Source organism: Streptomyces sp. NBRC 109706 (genome assembly GCF_000974485.1).
Classification (GTDB): Bacteria; Actinomycetota; Actinomycetes; order Streptomycetales; family Streptomycetaceae; genus Streptomyces.
The window spans coordinates 234,376-251,815 of the sequence record NZ_BBOM01000009.1; the positions used below are offsets into that span (position 1 = coordinate 234,376).

Genomic DNA, 17,440 nt, shown 5'->3' on the forward strand with positions numbered 1-17,440 from the left:
TTCAGTCTCCCCAGGGACCGACGCAAACGGAACGCGCCCCCTCGCGTGGCGCGTCGATGCGTGCTCGTCCGGCTACCCAGAGCAGAGTCCGGCCGTCAGGAGAGGGCAGCCGTTGTCAGGAGTAGAGGCCCTCGATCTCCTCGGCGTAGGCGGCGGCCACGGCGGCGCGGCGGATCTTCAGGGACGGGGTCAGCAGTCCGTTCTCCTCGGTGAACTCCCCCTCGACCAGGGCGAATCGACGGATCGACTCGGCGCGGGAGACCGCCTCGTTGGCGTGGTCGACGGCCTGTTGGACGGCGGCCAGCAGCTCCTCGTCGGCCCGCAGCCGCTCGAACGGGGTGTTCCGTGGACGGTTCCGCAGCCGCAACCAGTGCTGTGTGGCCTCCGGTTCGAGGGTGATCAGCGCGGCCACATAGGAGCGTCCCTCGCCCACCACCATGCAGGGCCCGATCAGCGGGCGGCCGCGCAGCCGGTCCTCCAGGAGGCTCGGGGAGACGTTCTTGCCGCCGCTGGTGACCAGGATGTCCTTGGCGCGTCCGGTGATGGTGAGATAGCCGTCCTCGTCGAGCCGTCCCAGATCGCCGGTGCGGAACCAGCCGTCCTCCAACACCGCGCGGCTGGCGGCCTCGTCGCCACGGTAGCCGTCGAAGACGGTGCCGCCACTGATCTGGACCTCGCCGTCCTCGGCGATCCGCACCGAGGTGCCGGGCACCGGCTGCCCGACGCTGCCGAAGCGGGGCGCCAGCGGCGGGTTGAGGGTGGCGGCCGATGTGGTCTCGGTCAGCCCGTAGCCCTCGTAGACCAGGATGCCGCAGCCGAAGAAGAAGTGGCTCAGCCGGGGGTCCAGCGGGGAGCCGCCGCTGATGGCGCAGCGCAGCCGGCCGCCGAGCGCGGCCCTGATCCGGCGGTAGACCAGCAGATCGTAGAGCGCCTTGGCGGCGCGCAGCCTCACCCCCGGCCCCCGTCCGGTGCCCCGGTAGGCGCGCAGCTCCGCCTCGGCCCAGGCGACGGCGATCCGGTCGGCCCGGTCGAACGAGGCGCCGCGCCCCAGGCGTTCGGCGGTGGCCCGCCCGGTGTCATGGATCTTCTCGAAGAGATAGGGCACGCCGACCACGAACGTCGGCTGGAACGAGGCGAGTTCGGGCCGCAGCTCGTCGGGTTTGACGCTGGGGCAGTGTCCGATGACCACCCGGGCGGAGACGCAGGCGAGTTGGATGGTGCGGCCCAGGATATGGGCCAGCGGCAGGAAGACCAGGGTGCTGGGCGTCTGCCCGGTGACCTCACGGAAGACCGGGATCAGCAGCTCCACCAGGTTGGCGGACTCGGCGTGCAGATTGGCGTGGGTGAGGACACAGCCCTTGGGCCGGCCGGTGGTGCCGGAGGTGTAGGTGAGGGTGGCGACGCTGTCCGGGCCCAGCGCCGCGCGGCGCGCGGTGACCTCCGCGTCGGGTATCCCGCGTCCCCGCTCGACGAGTTGGCCCAGCGCGTCCTCGTCCAGCCGCCAGACGGTGGGGAGTTCGGCACGCGCGGAGGGTTCGGGGAGTCCGGGAAGTTCCGCCAGGGCGCGGGCGGCCGTCTCGGCGTGCTCGGCGGTCTCCACGATCAGCTGGCCGGCCCCCGAGTCGCTGACCAGCCAGGCCAGTTGGTCGGCGGACGAGGTGGGGTAGACGGGAACGCACTGGCCGCCCGCGGCGAGGATCGCGAAGTCCAGCACGGCCCATTCGTAGGAGGTGCGGGACATCAGGGCGACCCGGCCGCCGAGCGGCAGCCCGGCGGCGATCAGCCCCTTGGCCACGCCGGTCACCAGCTCGGCGAACTCCCGCGCGGTGACCGGCGCCCAACGCCCGGCCTCCTTGCGGCGCATCACCACCGCCTCGGGTGCCTCGGCCGCGTTGCGGAACGGGATGTCGGCGATGCTGCCCTCCGTGGGCGGGGGCACCAGCGGCGGCACCGACGCCTGCCGCACCCCCGTCTCGTCCCTGACCGTCTCCGGCACGGTCCGTTCGGCCCAGCCGCCGCGTGCCCGCACCCGGGTCATGTCCCGCCTGATGCCCATCTCGCTCTCCCAGTTGCTCGCCCGTCGGGTCCTGCCTGTGTACCGTTCCCCGCGCCCGTCGGCGGGTCGGCGGTCGGGTCAGCGTTCCAGCAGCGCCGTCACGCCGAGTCCGCCGGCCGCGCAGACGGAGATCAGCCCGCGCACCGGCGGTCCTTCGGGGCCGCGTTCGGCCGCGCGTCGGCTCAGCAGCTTGGCCAGGGTCGGCACGATCCGGGCGCCGGTGGCGGCGAACGGATGGCCGCAGGCCAACGAGGAGCCGACGACGTTCAGCCGGTCGCGGTCCACCGCGCCCAGCGGGGCGTCCCGGCCCAACCGGCGCGCGCAGTAGTCGGGATCCTCCCAGGCCGCCAGGGTCGCCAACACCTGGGAGGCGAACGCCTCGTGCAGTTCGAGCAGATCGACGTCGGTCAGCCGCAGCCCCGCCGCGTCCAGCAGCCGGGGCACCACCGAGACCGGGGCGGTGAGCAGCCCGTCGGGCCCGTCCACGAAGTCGACCGCCCCGGTACGGGCCTGGCTGAGGTAGGCCAGCACCGGAAGTCCCCTGGCGGCGGCCCACTCCTCGCTGGCCAGCAGCACGGTCGCCGCGCCGTCGGTCAGCGGCGTGGAGTTGCCGGCCGTCATCGTCGGCTCGGGCCCGTCGACGCCGAAGACCGGGCGCAGCGCGGCCAGGCGCTCGGGGGTGCTGTCCGGACGGAGGTTGGCGTCCCGGTCCAGGCCACGGAACGGGGTCGACAGATCGTCGAAGAAGCCCTCCCGATAGGCGGCGGCGAGCCGCTGGTGGCTGGTGGCGGCGAGCCGGTCCTGGTCGGCACGGGTCACTCCCCACTCGGCGGCGGTGCGGGCCGCGTGCTCCCCCATCGAAAGCCCGGTGCGCGGCTCGACGTTGCGCGGGATCTCGGGGAGCAGCTGGCGGGGACGCAGCCCGCCGAGCGAACGGACCCTGGCGGCAAGGCTCTTGGCGCGGCGGGTGCGCAACAGGACGGCGCGCAGCCGGTCGTCGAGCGCCAGCGGCACATCGCTGGCGGTGTCGACGCCACCGGCGACCCCCACCTCGATCTGCCCGAGGGCGATCTTGTTGGCGACCAGGATCACCGCCTCAAGGCCGGTGCCGCACGCCTGTTGGACGTCGAACGCGGGGGTGCGCCGGTCCAGGGCACTGCCCAGCACGGTCTCCCTGGCGAGGTTGAAGTCCCTGCTGTGCTTGACCACGGCACCGGCGACGAACTCGCCCAGCAACGCGCCCCGCAGCGCGAAGCGTTCGACCAGGCCGGCCAGGGCGGCGGACAGCATCTCCTGGTTGGTCGCGGTGGCATAGGCGCCGTCGGATCGGGCGAACGGAATACGGTTGCCGCCGAGAATGGCCACCCGGCGTCCGGTCACGGTCAACGTGTCACTCCTTCGCTCGGGGCGGTCCGCTCCTGGCCGGCCGCCGGCCGGCGCCGTCCTTCGGCTCTTGTGACGCCGAGGGCACGGGTTTAACTTGTCAGTAGACTTACCCTTCAGTAGGAAGGAAATCAATGGCGGATCGCTATCTGTCCTTCGCGAGCGGCCGGATCGGCGGCCGGATCGTGCGTCGGCTGGGGCTGCCACGGCCGGTGCCGCTGCGCCGTCACCGGCCCGGTGCGCCGTTGGTCGCCGGGCCCGTGGTGCTGGGGAGCGTCCGGCGTTCCTACGCCGTGGCGGCGCTGCGCGAGGTGCTTGAGGCCGACGGGGTCGAGATCGACGAGCGGGCCAGGCGTCCGGCCGCGCTGATCTTCGACGCCACCGGCATCGCTTCGGCGGCCGAACTCGACCGGCTGCACGCCTTCTTCCAGCCCCGGCTGCGCCATCTGGCGCCGCACGGCCGGGTGTTGGTGATCGGCGTGCCGAGGGAGGACACGGCGGGGCCGGCACACGCGGCGGCGCAGCGCGCCCTGGAGGGTCTTGTCCGTTCGCTGGCCAAGGAGTTGCGCGGCGGCGCCACCGCCCAGCTGCTGCTGATCGCGGCGGGCGCCGAACGCGCCGAGTCGATCGGGTCCACCGTCCGGTTCGCGCTCTCCGCCCGTTCCGCCTATGTCTCGGGCCAGACCCTGCGGTTGACGGCCGGCGCCCCCGACGCCCCCGAGGCGGATCCGGCGCGGCCGCTGGCCGGCCGCACCGCGCTGGTCACGGGCGCGGCCCGGGGCATCGGCGCGGCCGTCGCCGAGGTGCTGCACCGGGACGGCGCGCGGGTGCTCTGTCTCGACACCCCGGGCCAGGAGCCCGAGTTGCGCCGGCTCGCCGCCCGACTCGACGGCGTGGCCGTCCCGTTGGACCTCACCGCCGAGCTGGCGCCCGACCGGCTGCTGGTCCAACTCGACCAGGTGGGCGGCTCGTTGGATGTGGTGGTGCACAACGCCGGGATCACCAGGGACCGCACCCTGGCGCGGATGCCGGTGGACGACTGGCGCGCGGTGCTCGATGTCAACCTGGTCGCCGTGGAACGTCTCACCGACGCGCTGCTCCCCCGGCTGGGCTTCGGCGGCCGGATCGTCTGCACCTCCTCCATCAGCGGACTGGCCGGCAACGCGGGTCAGACCAACTACGCGGCCAGCAAGGCCGGTTTGATCGGCCTGGTGGAGGAGCTGGCGCCGATGGCCGCCGAACGCGGCGTCACCGTGAACGCCGTGGCCCCCGGCTTTATCGAGACCCGGATGACGGCGGCGGTGCCGTTCCTCGTCCGGCAGGCCGGACGGCGGCTCAACAGCCTGGGCCAGGGCGGGCAGCCGGTCGATGTGGCCGAGGCGGTCGCCTATCTGGCGGCGCCTGGCACCGGCGCGGTCAACGGTCAGGTGCTCCGGGTGTGCGGCCAGGCGCTGATGGGGGCGTGAGCCGGCGATGCCGCGCCCCGGAGCGCCGCTTCCCCGTCCGCCCGCGCTGCCGTTGAGCTACGCCAGGGCGCTGCTCCCCCGGCGGCGGCGCCCGTCGGCCGTGCCCGACCGGGTGTCGGGCCGGCCGGCGGCCAGGCCGGAGCCGGACCGGCTGGCCCGCTACCGCCGGCTCACCGCCTTCCCCGATCCGACGGTGCTGCCGCCCTGCTACCCTCATCTGCTGGCGTTCCCGCTGACCATGGCGCTGCTCACCGCGCGCGACTTCCCCTGTCCGCCGCTGGGCCTGGTGCACACCGACAACCTGGTCGAGCTGATGCGGCCGCTCGCCGTCGACGAACCGCTCGCCCTCCGGGTCCGGGCCACATCCGGCGGGCCCCGGCCGGGGGGCACCGCCTTCGAGGTGCGGGCCGAGGCCAGGGACGCGGACGGCGCTGTGGTCTGGCGGTCCGTCAGCGGCTATCTGTACCGGCAGGGCGGCGGCCCGCGCGAACGGCGGGCGCCGACCGTCAACCCCGTTGCCGGCGGCGAACGTTGGGAGCTGCCGGCCGCGCTCGGCCGGCGCTATGGCGCGGTCTCAGGGGATCGGAACCCGATCCATCTGCATCCGCTGACCGCCCGCCCGTTCGGCTTCCGTCGCCCCATCGCCCACGGCATGTGGACCAAGGCCAGGGCGCTCTCCGCGCTCTGGCCGACGCTGCCGGCGGCCTTCGCCGTCCGGGTCCGGTTCCTGGCCCCCGTTCCCCTGCCCAGCCGCCCCACGTTCGCCGCCACGGCGGAGGGCCCGTACCGGACGTTCGCCCTGGCCGCCGAGGACGGCCGCGTCCAGCTGACCGGCACGGTCGCGCCGCCGCCGGCCGCCGACCCGGACTGAACGGGGCGGAACCGGAGGCAGCCGCCGCCGCGGCGCCTCCACGGCCCCGGAAAATCCCCATGTCCCGGGCTGTCTACGGGCGTTGACTGGATCCCCGGTTCCGGGCCAAGGTGGTGGACGAACCCCGGGCCGGCGCGCCCGGGCGCCCCCACCACCCCGTCCACGCCGACACGATCGCCCCGTGGACGCCCCCGACCAAGGAGGACCTGACATGTGCGAGGACCACAGCGGCTCCGCACCCGACCCCGCCGCCCTGCGAGGTCATGGCATCTCCCGAAGAGGCATGTTGGCCGGCGTCGGCGCCGGTTTCTCGCTCGCCCTGCTCGCGGCGGGCACCGCCTCGGCCAGCGGCGGCCCAGGGGCCGTCGGCAGCGACGCCGACACCCACGGCATCGACGACATCGGGATACTCGCCCTGAACGGCGCCTGGTGCAACCCCACCCAGGGCACCTTCCCCGCCGGCGGCCACTTCGGCGCCCCCAGGGGCAGCGGCAGCCACGCCGGCCAGGACATCTCCAACTCCTCGGGCACCTTTGTCTACGCCGCGGCGGCCGGCACGGTGATCCGGCGCGGCGTCGGCGTGCTCCCGGGCCGCACCGGCAACGGCATCGTGATCCAGCACGCCGGCGGCCTCTACAGCTACTACGGCCATCTCAACGCCTTCCGGGTGAACCTCAACGCCTCGGTCAAGGCCGGCCAACGGATCGGCGACATGGGCACCACGGGCAATGTCACCGGCCCGCACCTGCACTTCGAGACCCATTCCGGCAGCCTCGGCAACGCCGTGAACCCGGTGCCGTTCGCCACCGCGCGCGGCGTCAACCTGCAGCGCGGCTGGTCCAGCTTCAACCCCGGCGCGGCCGGCCAGCGGGTGCGCGTCATCCAGCACCTGCTCAACCAGAGGGGCGCGGGCCTGACGGTCGACGGCGCCTACGGATCCGTCTCCAGCGCCGCGGTGCGCAGCTTCCAGTCGAGCAACGGGCTGGTGGCGGACGGTCAGGTGGGCCCGCTCACCTGGCAGAAGCTGGTGTACTCGCTCCAGCAGGGCTCAAGCGGCCACCATGTCAGGGCGCTGCAGACCGGGCTCAACAAGCGCAGCGCCGGCCTGGTCGTGGACGGCGGCTTCGGCGCGGTGACCACCACCGCCGTGCGCACCTTCCAGAGCGGGAATCGCCTGGTGGTCGACGGTCTGGCCGGGCCGGTGACCTGGCGGGCGATCGTGGGCTGACCGGCCTCCCGACGGGGGGCGTCACACCAGGCGTGCGGACGCCGGGAGTTGGCCGAAAAGGTCGCCCCGGCAGGGTGTCGGATCCGGAGCCACGGAGCCCACAATTTGTCAGGGGCACGTCGAGTTCACGACGGCCCGCTCCCCATCAGGAGGACTCGTGAGCACGGCACACTCCCGGCACGTCACGCTCCTCGCACGCCCCCCACGTCTGGTCGCCGCGCTGTCGGCGCTGGCGGTCCTGGTCTCGCTGCTGACCCTGTCCACCGCCGGCGCCGCCTCGGCGGCCCCGGCGCCGTCGAGCGCCGCCCCGGCCACCCTCGGGGCGGCGCTCGACACCGAAGCGACGGCCGACGCGGCCCAGCCCCTGCTGGCCGGCGGCACCCAGGTGTACTCCAGCACCGGCTACACCTGCACCCTGGCGGTCAACCTGCGGATCGGCGACTCGGCCTTCGGCCTGCTGCCGGGCGCCTGCACCGACACCTTCCCCGGCTGGTACGCGGACCCACAGCTGACCGTCTACCTCGGCCCGACCACCGCCTCCACCTTCACCCACGGCCTCTTCCGCTACGAGAACCCGGCGGTCCCGGCGGAACAGACCCGGGTCTGCGGTGGCGGCGGCATCATCGACTCCGTCGGCTACCCCACCCTCGGCCAGCCGGTCACCACCGGCACCACCGCCACGGGCTGCCACACCGGGACCATCTCCGCCATCAATGTCACCGTCAACTTCGGTAACGGAGTGATCATCAGCGGCCTGATCCGCACCAACTTCTGCCTGGATCCCTATGACTTCGGCAGCGGACTGACCGCGGGCACCATGCTGATCGGCATCCCGGTCGGCGGCAGCGGCAACTGCTCGGCCGGCGGCACCACCTTCTACCAGCCGATCGGCCCCGTGCTGAGCCAGTACGGCGCCACCATCATCTGACGGCCGCGCCCCGGCCGTTCCCCCGCCCTGGGCCCGCCCGCAGCGGCGGCGGGCTCAGGCCGGCGGGGTCCAGACCTCGCCGTCGAGCACATCGCGCATGCCCACCCAGACCATGTTCATCAGCCGCAAAGCTACCCGCTCGGAGGACTCCTCCGGATGCGTCTCCATCCAGTCGGTCAGCGAATCGGCCGCGCCCACCAGCGCCTGGGCCACGAAGTCGGCGTCCTCCTGGCCGAGTCGGCCCTCCCCCTCGTCGGCGTCGGCATCGGCTATTCCGCGCCACACCAGACCGCGCACCTCGTCCATCACCGCATCGCGCGCCCGCGCCAGCTCCTCCGTGATGGCCGCGCCGAGCTGAGGCGCCTGGCGGTGCAGGATGACCCAGCTGTCGCGATGCTCGGCGACAAAGCCGAAGAACGCCGAAAGCCCTCGCCACAACCGGAGTTCGGGCGCGTCACCGCCGTCGGCCGCCTGCCGGAAGGCCGCCGTCATGGCGGCCGACGCATGCCGGATACACGCGGCGAACAGCTCCTCCTTCGAGCCGAGATAGAGATAGACCATGGGCTTGGAGATCCCCGCCACCTCGGCGATCTCGTCCACCACGGCCGCGTGGTAGCCCCGTTGGGCGAACACCCGCAGCGCCGCCTCGACGATCTCCCGCTCGCGCACGCTCCGGGGGAGACGTCGCCTGGGCTTCTCAACAGTCAATCTTGTCAGCATCCCCGTATCGGACGTAATCTTACTTTCCAGTAAGTCTACTTGACGGTAAGTACAGCACGCGAGGCGTGTGCCGTACCCCGGGTGACATCGGTAAGGATGGACGAGCCATGGCCGAAAGCGGTTCCGACCTCAGCGATCTCGACTTCGCCCAGGTCACTCCCGAGGAGTTCACCGCGCTGGTGAAACGGACCCCGGCCAAGGAGCTGAGCCGACTGCTGCGCGGCGAGCAACGCACCCGGGTGCTGGGCGAGGTGTTCGCCCGGATGGAACAGCGGTTCCGCCCCGAGAACGCCGGCTCGCTCACCGCCGTGATCCGCTGGGAGATCACCGGCGAGTCCGTCGCCGTCTACGAGACCGACATCGCCGACGGCGCCTGCACCGCGCGGGCGGGCGCGCACGCCGAGAACCCCAGGGTCACGCTCACCCTCTCCGATGTGGAGTTCCTGCGGCTGACCTCGGGAAACGGCAGCCCGGTCACGATGTTCATGACCCGCAGGATCCGGATCGCCGGCGATCTGGGCCTCGCCTCCGGGCTCTCCCGACTCTTCGACATCCCGAAGGGCTGACCGCGCGATGGCCGGATTTTCCCTCGAACTCAGCCAGGAACAACAGGACTTGAAGGAGTGGGTGCACGGCTTCGCCAGCGGCGTGGTCCGCCCGGCGGCGAAGGAGTGGGACGAACGCGAGGAGACGCCCTGGCCGGTGATCCAGGAGGCGGCCCGAATCGGGCTCTACGGCTTCGAATCACTGGCCGAGATGTTCGGCGACCCGTCGGGTCTCTCCCTCCAGATCGCCAACGAGGAGCTGTTCTGGGGCGACGCCGGCATCGGCATGGCGCTCTTCGGCACCTCCCTCGCGGTGGCCGGCATCTTCTCCGCCGGCACCTCGGAACAGCTGGTGGAGTGGGTGCCGCAGTGCTTCGGCGACGCGGACGACCCCAAGGTCGCCGCGTTCTGCGTCTCCGAGCCCCAGGCCGGATCCGATGTCGCCGCGATGCGCACCAGGGCGCGCTACGACGAGGCCAGGGACGAGTGGGTGCTCAACGGCCAGAAGGCATGGATCACCAACGGCGGCATCGCCGACGTCCATGTCGTGGTGGCGAGCGTGGACCCGGAGTTGGGCGCGCGCGGACAGGCCGCGTTCGTCGTCCCGCCCGGCACGGCCGGGCTGGCCGCCGGGCCCGGCATCAGGAAGCTGGGGCTGCGCGCCTCGCACACCGCCGATGTCTTCCTCGACGAGGTGCGGGTTCCGGGACACTGCCTGTTGGGCGGCCGGGACCGGCTGGAGCGACGGCTGGCCCGCGCCCGGGAGGGCGGCCGGGCCAAGGGACAGGCCGCGATGGCCACCTTCGAGGTGTCCCGCCCGACCGTCGGCGCCCAGGCCCTCGGCATCGCCAGGGCGGCCTACGAGTACGCCCTCGACTACGCGGGCGACCGGGTCGCCTTCGGCCGCCCCATCGTCCAGAACCAGTCCGTCGCCTTCGCCCTGGCCGATCTGCGCACCGAGATCGAGGCCGTCCGGCTGCTGATCTGGCAGGCCGCCTGGATGGGCCGCAACGAGAAGCCGTTCACCGCGGCCCAGGGCTCGATGTCCAAGCTCCGCGCCGGCGAACTGGCCGTCCGCGCCGCCGAACAGGCCGTCCAGACCCTCGGCGGCGCCGGCTACAGCCGCGACCACCCGGTGGAACGGATGTATCGCGACGCCAAGATCTACACCATCTTCGAAGGCACCAGCGAAATCCAACGCCTGGTCATCGCGCGCGCCATCACCGGCCTCCACATCCCCTGAGAGCGACCGGCTGAGAACACGTCCGCCAATGGTCTCCCGTCGACCGGGACAGCTGCCGGTTTCAGTGACTCCCCCTACACTGGGAACAATTGACGTTATGTCAAGCATGGTGAAACCGGGGGCCGAGATGGCAACCATGGGAGACGGTGACAGCACCTTCGAGGGCGAGGTCAGAAGGTTCGCGCTGGGCGGCCTCGAAAACAGCGGTGTGGTGCAATCGGGCGGCTTCAGCAGCATCCATATCCACCAACAAGTCCCCCCGACCACTGATGAGAGGATTCAGCAGGCTGGCGAGGAGACCCGTGCCAAGCAACGACAGAAGTTCCATTTCGATTTCCTGAACAACGCGCTGAAGCAGGCGGAGTGGACATCGACCACAAGCTCGAAGTCGCGACGACGTTCATCGATCGGGTGACCGACCCGAGGCGCAAGGACGGTCTCAACTCCGCCGCCGCGATGAAGGCGTTGGACATGGATGCGACACCGGAAACGATGGTGAATCGCCTGCTTCCGGAACCGCCGAAGGAGATCGAGCCGGGCGGGTCGGCGGACTGAGCTCGTTCTTCGACGTCGCCGAGCTGGCCCGGCGGGCATACTCACCCGGGCTACGACCGCCCGGAGAGGTTCGCGCCCACCGGGCGGCCGGGGCGTCTACTCGACGAGCGTCCAGTCCGAGCAGCCCGTCGTCTCGAACGCCACGTCCGACGGGTCGATCGTGACGATGCCCTGTCCGTCAAGGTTGTCGTTGGCAATGATGTCGCCGAACTCCCCGCTGGTGCCGGAGAGTCGAGCCCAGTAACAGCCGAAGCCGTCGGGCCCGGCGGTCCGGTAGGTGCCGGGGTCGATGTCGGTTCCGACGAGGAACACACCGCTGCCGGCGAAGCCCTCCACCTCCGGTTCGGGTTCGGGTTCCGGCTCCGGTTCCGGCTCCTCTTCGGGAGCTGGCTCTTCGGCCGCCGGTTCCGCATCCTGCTCCGCGGGCTCTTCCTCGGTTGCGGAATCGGCGCTCTCCTCGGCCGTTTCGCTGGCCTGTGTCTGCTCCTCCTCTTCTTCTCCGGAATCGGCGAGGTTTCCGATGATGCCGAGGACGAGGACAGCGCCGACGATGATGCCGATTTTCTGCCAGAGGGGAAGGCGCTTCCATCTGCCGGGTGGGGGTCCTGCGGGTTGCGCCTGATACGGCGCGGGCGGCTGCTGGGACCATGAAGGCTGTTGTGGTGTCGTCACGCAACGCATCCTGTCGGCGCGACCACGGGTCGCGCTCGAAAGTGATCATTCCGTGACGATGTGCACCGCCGGACCCGCCTCCGAGCGGCGTTCCACCTCCCCATGTGATGAGTTCCGGACACGGCTTGGCGCTTCGTTCCTGGCGGGCTCAGCGGGTGAGAACGTTGGGGGCCGCGGTCCAGTCGATGATCTGGACGGCGGCCCCGGCGGCTTCGAGGCCACGGCAGCAGTGCTCGTGGCGGCGGGCGATGTCGGCGAGCCGGAGTCGGTCGCCGAAGGCGGGGATGGCGCGGAGGCGCCGGGCATAGGCCCACAGCCTGGGGTGGTCGGCGATCCGGCGCACCGCGTCGGCGCCCAGGTGCCAGCGGTGCACGGTGTCCAACTGGACGAGCGCCACCCAGAGTTCGACGTCGGCGGCGGTCAGGTTCCGGCCCAGCAGGTAGGGGCCACGGGTGAGTTGTTCCTGCAGTTCGGAGAGCGTGTCGAGGAGCCGTTCCAGGGCTCGTTCGCCCGCCTCGCCCGCGCCCGCCTCGCCGGCGAGTTGGGCGGCCTCGGCGATGTCCTGTGCGCAGCGCGCGGTCAGCGCGTCGATCGCCGACTCGGCGCCGAACGGGCGCAGTCGGGGCAGTCCGGGGCGGTGGAAGCGCAGGCTGAGGTCGGCCAGGATATCGGGCACATGGTTGCTGACCAGGCGTCCCGTCCAGCGGTCCACCAGGGCCGGGCCGAGGGCCGGGCCGTGGAAACCGTGCACGGTGGCGGCATAGGCGTCGCGCAACGCGGCATGGCCGCGTTCGTCGTCCGGCAGTGCCGGCAGCAGCGAGAGCGGCAGCCGGTCGGCCAGCTCCAGCAGTCCGTGGGTGATCGCCACGCGCAACCCGCCCGGACAGGACAGCGACACATGGAGTTGGTAGCGGTGTGGCGCGGGATAGTGCCCGCTCTTGGCGTCCGGGCCGATGCGTTCGCGGACGACGGAAGTGGCTGCGGCGGTCGGTGGGTTCGGCATCGTCTCGGGCATGGCTCTCCCTCGGGGACGTCTACACGAAAATGCACGGGGGCAGGAGAGAGGGGCGGTCGTGGGGCGGGACCCACGACCGCCGTGCGACAGGCGTTAACCAGCGCTACAGACGCGCAGCAGATCGATATGCCGCCGGCAGGTCAACAGCCGGGGCGCGGGGACGGCGAGCGGAACCGGGACGCGGAAGGCATGCGACAGGCGGGAGGGGGCATCGCGCCGCGCCTCCGTGGTGCCCTCCGCCATGGCGCTCCGTCCGTTCCGTCAGACCTGACCCGAGGACGGGTCTTCCGTGGGATTGTCCGGCTCAGGACGGAGAGCCGTCAAGGGGTCGCGACGGGTGTCGGCGCGGCGACCTCGTCGGCCGGTGCGGCGGCGGCCGCCGCGCGCGCGTCGCGCCTGGCCACCTCGACGCGGACCAGGGGAATGACATGGCGGCCGAAGTCGATCGCGTCGTCCAACAGGTCGTAGCCGCGCGCGGAGAGGATGTCCACGCCCAGGTCGTAGTAGTCCAGCAGCGCCTCGGCGATGGTCTCGGGGGTGCCGACCAGCGCGTTGGAGTTTCCCGCGCCGCCGGTGGCGGCGGCGGTCGGGGTCCACAGCGCGCGGTCGTAGCGTTCGCCCTGCTCGGCGATGGCCAACAGCCGTTGGGAGCCGGTGTTCTGGGGTGCCCGTGGGTCGACGGCGCCCCTGCGGGTGGTCGTTCCGGTGGCGGCGCGGGCGCGGATGGCGCCGACCGTGCGGTGTGCCTTCTCCCAAGCCAGCTTCTCGGTGGCGGCGATGATCGGGCGGAACGCGACCTGGATGCGCGGGGGTTGGGCACGTCCGGCGGCCGCGGCGGCGCGCCGTACCTCGGCTATCTGCTCGGCGGTGCGGGCCAGCGGCTCGCCCCAGAGGCAGTAGATGTCGGCCTCGGCGCCGCCGGCGGCGTAGGCGGCGGGCGACGAACCGCCGAACGACACCCTGGGACGGGGCCGTTGGACGGGGAAGACATCGCTCACATAGTCCTGGAACTGGTAGTGCCTGCCCTCGTGGTCGAAGGGTTCGCGGCTGGTCCACACCCGCTTGACGATCTCGATGTACTCGCGGGTGCGGTCGTAGCGCTGGTCCTTGTCGAGGGTGTCGCCCTCCCTGCGCTGCTCGTGGTCGCTGCCGCCGGTGATGAAGTGGACGGTCAGCCGTCCTTCGCTGATCTGGTCGAGGGTGGCGAAGGCCCGCGCGGCATAGGTCGGGTAGGAGACGTTGGGCCGGTGCGCGAGCAGGATCTGGAGGCGGTCGAGGCGGGAGGCGAGCAGGGCCGCGCCGGCGGCCGGGTCGGGGGAGCCGGAGCTGTAGGCGAACAGCACCCGGTCCCAGCCGTGGTCCTCGTGGGCCCGGGCGAGCCGGAGGGTGTAGTCGGGGTCGAAGGAGGCGCCGGAGCGGGGGGTGGTCTCCGAACCGTCGTTGGTCGCGGCGATACCGAGGAATTCCACGGGCATGGCGAACGCTGCCTTTCGGCCGGGTCGCCTCCGTCGGGAGGCGGGATGTCGGGAGGGGTGGGACGCGCGGGCGTGGGGCGCCGTGTCCCGGGCGGGACCGCGCGGGGTGCGGTCCTGACGTCGGGGAGAGTCGGGGGGAAACCAGGGAAACCGGGGGAACCTGGGAAGCCCGGAAGCCGGGGAGCGGCGCGCGGCTCGGCGGGGCGGGCTCAGCCGGCGACGGCGGCGCGGCGACACGCGGCGGACCACACGCGACCGAAGTCGATGTGGTCACGGGTGACCAGAAGCCGCGAAAACCTCATGCACACCAGTGGAACAGCGGCCGGCGTCCGCGTCAACAGCCTGTCCACGGGGTGGGCGGGCGGCGCTCCCCGCTTCGGTAGGCGGCCCGTAACATGCGGGGCCGATCCGTAACACGGACGCAATCCGGCGGTCGGAACGGCGGTAACGGGCGGTTTCTACGGTCGCTGTTCATGGATGCACCGCTGTATGCACCCTCGTCCACAGAGGCGACCGAAGCCGTCGCGGCGCCCGAGGCCGGAGGGCCGCCGCCCGTCGCGGAGCCACCCGTCGCCGAGCCGGCCGTGCCGCCGGTCGCGGCCGTTTCGGGTGCCAGGGCCGGCCGGGACCGGCGGGCCGAGGCCCATGCCGGGCTGCGTGAACTGCTGCTGCGGGGCGAGTTCGACGTGCGGGAACGGCTTGTCGAGGTGCGCCTGGCCGAACGGCTCGGGGTGTCCCGCACGCCGGTGCGGGAGGCGCTGGTGCGGCTGGTCGCCGACGGTCTGGTCGAGCGGCGCGGCGACGGCTACTACCCGGCGCGCCCCAACCTGGACGAGCTGCGGGACCTCTACGAACTGCGGATCACCGTCGAACTCCGGGGCATCACCCGGGCGTTGGAGTCCCCCCGGGTGACCCACGACCTGACCCTGCTGGCGCCGTTGCGGGATCGCTGGCGCGCGCTGCGCGCCCAACCCCCGGCGCCTGACCCGGGGTTCGTGGCCTGGGACGAGGACTTCCATCTCACGCTGCTGCGGGCCTCCGGCAATCCCCGGCTCACCGAGACCCTGGAGTCCGTGACCCGCCGCATCCGGCCGGTGCGGATGTACGACTACCTCACGGCCGACCGGATCAGCGCCACCGTCGTCGAGCATCTGGAGATCGTCGAGTTGGTGCTGGAGGGCCGACTCGCCGAGGCCAGGGACGCGTTGCACCGCCATGTGGGCGACTCCCTTGAGGTCGTCGAGGAACGGGCCGCCCGCGCGCTCGCCCAACAGGCCCTGCGCGGCCACCGAACGCCTGTCCCGGATGGTCACCGCCAGGTGGCCGCCCGGCACCGCACCGAGGAGAACCCGTGAGTCACGCCCCCGCCGCCACCCCCGACCGCCGGGGGACCGTCTCCCCCACCGCCGTGGAACGGGTCGAGGAGAGCCTGCGGCTGCTCGCCGAAGCGGCCCGGCCCGAGGCCTGGATCGTGGTCCGGGACGCCGACGAACTCCGCGCCGAGGCGGCCGAGTTGGACCTGCGGGTGGCGGGCGGCGACGCGCTGCCGTTGGCCGGTCTTGTCTTCGGCGTCAAGGACAACATCGATGTCGCCGGCCTTCCCACCACCGCCGGCTGCCCCGGCTACGCCTATCGGCCGAAGGAGGACGCGCCGGCCGTGGCGCGGCTGCGGGCCGCGGGCGCGCTGGTGATCGGGAAGACCGCCCTCGACCAGTTCGCCACCGGGCTGGTCGGCACCCGCAGCCCGTATGGCGCGGTGCGCTCGGCCGGCGATCCGGCGCGGGTCAGCGGCGGTTCGAGCTCGGGCTCGGCGGTGGCGGTCGCACTGGGCATCGTGGACTTCGCACTGGGCACGGACACGGCCGGTTCGGGCCGGGTGCCGGCGGCGTTCCAGGGCATCGTCGGGCTCAAGCCGACCCTGGGTCTGGTGCCCACCGAGGGCGTGGTGCCGGCCGCCAGGTCCTTCGACTGTGTGACAGTGTTCGCCCGTTCGGTGCGGGCCGCCGAGGAGGTCGGCGCGGTGCTCGACGCCGGTCCGCCGGACGCCGGCGGCCGCGCCTGGCCGGCGGACGCGCCGCTGGCCGCGCCGCCGGCGCCGGTGGTGGCGATCCCCTCGCCCGAGGGCCTTGGTGTGCTGGCCTCCGACTGGCTGGCCGCGTTCGAGGGTGCGGTGCGTCGTCTGGAGGCGGCCGGGGCGCGCGTCCGCCGCATCGACATCGGCCCGTTTCTGCGCGCCGCCGAGCTGCTGTACGAGGGCGCCTTCGCGGCCGAACGCTATGCCGCCGTGGGCGCGTTCCTGGACGATCCGGAGACCGGCCCGGCGCCCGGCGTCGACCCTCAGGTGCGCGCCATCATCACGGCGGCCGGCCGGCTGCCGGCCCACCGTTACGCGGCCGATCGCGGGCTGTTGACGGAGCTGCGACACCAGGCGCTGGCCCGACTCGACGGCTGTGACGCGCTGTTGCTGCCCACGGCGCCCGAACATCCGACGCTGGCCGAGGTGGCGGCCGATCCGATCGGGGTGAACAGCCGCCTCGGCCTGTTCACCAACTTCGTGAACCTGCTGGACCTTTCGGCGGTCGCGGTGCCGGCGGGCGAGGTGAACGGCGGCCCGTTCGGGGTGACCGTGATCGCCCGCGCCTTCGCCGACCGGGTGGCCGGCGATATCGCGCGGCTGGTCACCGGCGAGCCGGCGGGAGCGCCGGGGTGGGGCCCGCCGGGGCTGCCGCTCGTCGTCTTCGGCGCGCATCTGTCCGGTCAGCCGCTCAACCACCAACTGACGGGCGCCGGGGCGCGGTTGGTCGCCGAGGTGGTGACGGCGCCCGAGTACCGGATGGTGGCGCTGCCGGGCGAGCCGGCCCGCCCGGGGCTGCTGCGGGTGGCGCCGGACGAGCCGGGCCATGCCCTGGCCGGGGAGCTGTGGTCGCTGCCGGCCGCCGCTCTCGGCCGTTTTCTGGCCGCGCTGCCGGCGCCCATGGCGCTGGGCCGCGTCCGGCTGGCCGACGGCCGGGAGATCACCGGCTTTCTCTGCGAGCCCCATGCGACGGCCGGCGTTCCCGACATCTCCCGGCACGGCGGCTGGCGCGCCTATCTCGCCAGCCGCGCCTGAGGCCCTGGGGCCATAGGCCCCTGGGGCCCCGAGGCCGGACGCCGCCCGGTGGTCGTCGCCCCGCCGCCTGGCGGGGGCGACGACCGGCCCCTGGCACTGAAAACTTTTCAGCCGTCGCCCGCACAACATCCGCCGGGTAGGCGCTCGTTGCATGCCTCTTGACCCGCCGTGAGC

17 protein-coding genes are annotated in these 17,440 nt (G+C 72.7%); 9 read left to right on the forward strand and 8 right to left on the reverse strand.

Annotation, left to right across the window (positions count from 1 at the left end; translation table 11 throughout):
• Window positions 1-115 precede the first annotated feature (115 nt).
• Entirely contained in the window at window positions 116-2,056 is a 1,941-nt protein-coding gene (locus tag AOM46_RS20535; protein WP_062214041.1) for a long-chain fatty acid--CoA ligase, read from the reverse strand.
• 78 nt (window positions 2,057-2,134) lie between these two features.
• Window positions 2,135-3,442 carry an acetyl-CoA C-acetyltransferase gene (locus tag AOM46_RS20540; RefSeq protein ID WP_062214042.1) on the reverse strand — a complete coding sequence of 436 codons (1,308 nt, stop codon included), beginning with the start codon at window positions 3,440-3,442 and terminating at the stop codon, window positions 2,135-2,137.
• A 131-nt stretch (window positions 3,443-3,573) separates the two neighbouring features.
• Here AOM46_RS20540 and AOM46_RS20545 point away from each other — a divergent pair, with 131 nt between their 5' ends.
• The 4 genes from AOM46_RS20545 to AOM46_RS20560 all read left to right on the forward strand — a co-directional run bounded on the left by AOM46_RS20545 (window position 3,574) and on the right by AOM46_RS20560 (window position 7,932).
• On the forward strand, window positions 3,574-4,905 hold the full coding sequence (locus AOM46_RS20545) for a 3-oxoacyl-ACP reductase (protein WP_062214043.1): 1,332 nt from the start codon (window positions 3,574-3,576) through the stop codon (window positions 4,903-4,905).
• A 7-nt stretch (window positions 4,906-4,912) separates the two neighbouring features.
• Complete coding sequence (locus tag AOM46_RS20550; protein WP_062214044.1) at window positions 4,913-5,776, forward strand: MaoC/PaaZ C-terminal domain-containing protein; 864 nt, start codon at window positions 4,913-4,915, stop codon at window positions 5,774-5,776.
• Window positions 5,777-5,987: 211 nt separating this feature from the next.
• Window positions 5,988-7,004, forward strand: coding sequence for a peptidoglycan-binding protein (locus AOM46_RS20555; protein WP_078857033.1), 1,017 nt, complete (start codon window positions 5,988-5,990; stop codon window positions 7,002-7,004).
• A 157-nt stretch (window positions 7,005-7,161) separates the two neighbouring features.
• Window positions 7,162-7,932 carry a S1 family peptidase gene (locus tag AOM46_RS20560; RefSeq protein WP_062214045.1) on the forward strand — a complete coding sequence of 257 codons (771 nt, stop codon included), beginning with the start codon at window positions 7,162-7,164 and terminating at the stop codon, window positions 7,930-7,932.
• A gap of 54 nt (window positions 7,933-7,986) precedes the next feature.
• On the opposite strand, the gene AOM46_RS20565 is transcribed toward AOM46_RS20560, so the two are convergent.
• Window positions 7,987-8,640, reverse strand: a complete 654-nt coding sequence (locus tag AOM46_RS20565) for a TetR/AcrR family transcriptional regulator (RefSeq protein WP_234313889.1) — start codon at window positions 8,638-8,640, stop codon at window positions 7,987-7,989.
• A gap of 119 nt (window positions 8,641-8,759) precedes the next feature.
• Between AOM46_RS20565 and AOM46_RS20570 the strand changes: the two genes are divergently transcribed.
• The gene (locus AOM46_RS20570) at window positions 8,760-9,218 is read left to right on the forward strand and encodes an SCP2 sterol-binding domain-containing protein (RefSeq protein ID WP_062214047.1); all 459 of its coding nucleotides are present in this window, start codon (window positions 8,760-8,762) and stop codon (window positions 9,216-9,218) included.
• 7 nt (window positions 9,219-9,225) lie between these two features.
• Window positions 9,226-10,440, forward strand: coding sequence for an acyl-CoA dehydrogenase family protein (locus AOM46_RS20575; protein WP_062214048.1), 1,215 nt, complete (start codon window positions 9,226-9,228; stop codon window positions 10,438-10,440).
• 100 nt (window positions 10,441-10,540) lie between these two features.
• On the opposite strand, the gene AOM46_RS35485 is transcribed toward AOM46_RS20575, so the two are convergent.
• A complete protein-coding gene (locus AOM46_RS35485; RefSeq protein ID WP_234313890.1) occupies window positions 10,541-10,768 on the reverse strand; it encodes a hypothetical protein in 228 nt (75 codons plus the stop codon).
• A 35-nt stretch (window positions 10,769-10,803) separates the two neighbouring features.
• Between AOM46_RS35485 and AOM46_RS35490 the strand changes: the two genes are divergently transcribed.
• Window positions 10,804-10,995, forward strand: a complete 192-nt coding sequence (locus AOM46_RS35490; protein ID WP_062214049.1) for a hypothetical protein — start codon at window positions 10,804-10,806, stop codon at window positions 10,993-10,995.
• A gap of 96 nt (window positions 10,996-11,091) precedes the next feature.
• On the opposite strand, the gene AOM46_RS34140 is transcribed toward AOM46_RS35490, so the two are convergent.
• The 4 genes from AOM46_RS34140 to AOM46_RS20595 all read right to left on the reverse strand — a co-directional run bounded on the left by AOM46_RS34140 (window position 11,092) and on the right by AOM46_RS20595 (window position 14,157).
• A complete protein-coding gene (locus AOM46_RS34140; protein ID WP_158920522.1) occupies window positions 11,092-11,667 on the reverse strand; it encodes a hypothetical protein in 576 nt (191 codons plus the stop codon).
• Between the two features lie 148 nt (window positions 11,668-11,815).
• Window positions 11,816-12,682: a glutathione S-transferase C-terminal domain-containing protein gene (locus tag AOM46_RS20590; RefSeq protein WP_062214051.1), complete on the reverse strand. Its 867-nt coding sequence runs from the start codon at window positions 12,680-12,682 to the stop codon at window positions 11,816-11,818.
• Between the two features lie 93 nt (window positions 12,683-12,775).
• Window positions 12,776-12,925 (reverse strand): hypothetical protein, encoded by a 150-nt coding sequence (locus tag AOM46_RS34145; RefSeq protein WP_158920524.1) that lies wholly within the window; start codon window positions 12,923-12,925, stop codon window positions 12,776-12,778.
• Between the two features lie 77 nt (window positions 12,926-13,002).
• Complete coding sequence (locus AOM46_RS20595) at window positions 13,003-14,157, reverse strand: LLM class flavin-dependent oxidoreductase (RefSeq protein WP_062214052.1); 1,155 nt, start codon at window positions 14,155-14,157, stop codon at window positions 13,003-13,005.
• Between the two features lie 473 nt (window positions 14,158-14,630).
• On the opposite strand from AOM46_RS20595, the gene AOM46_RS20600 reads away from it, so the two are divergent.
• Together AOM46_RS20600 and atzF are read left to right on the forward strand one after the other, a co-directional pair.
• Window positions 14,631-15,512: a GntR family transcriptional regulator gene (locus AOM46_RS20600; protein ID WP_078857034.1), complete on the forward strand. Its 882-nt coding sequence runs from the start codon at window positions 14,631-14,633 to the stop codon at window positions 15,510-15,512.
• A complete protein-coding gene (atzF, locus tag AOM46_RS20605) occupies window positions 15,509-17,266 on the forward strand; it encodes an allophanate hydrolase (RefSeq protein ID WP_062214053.1) in 1,758 nt (585 codons plus the stop codon). Before AOM46_RS20600 ends, atzF begins: the two co-directional genes overlap by 4 nt.
• The last annotated feature ends 174 nt before the right edge of the window (window positions 17,267-17,440 follow it).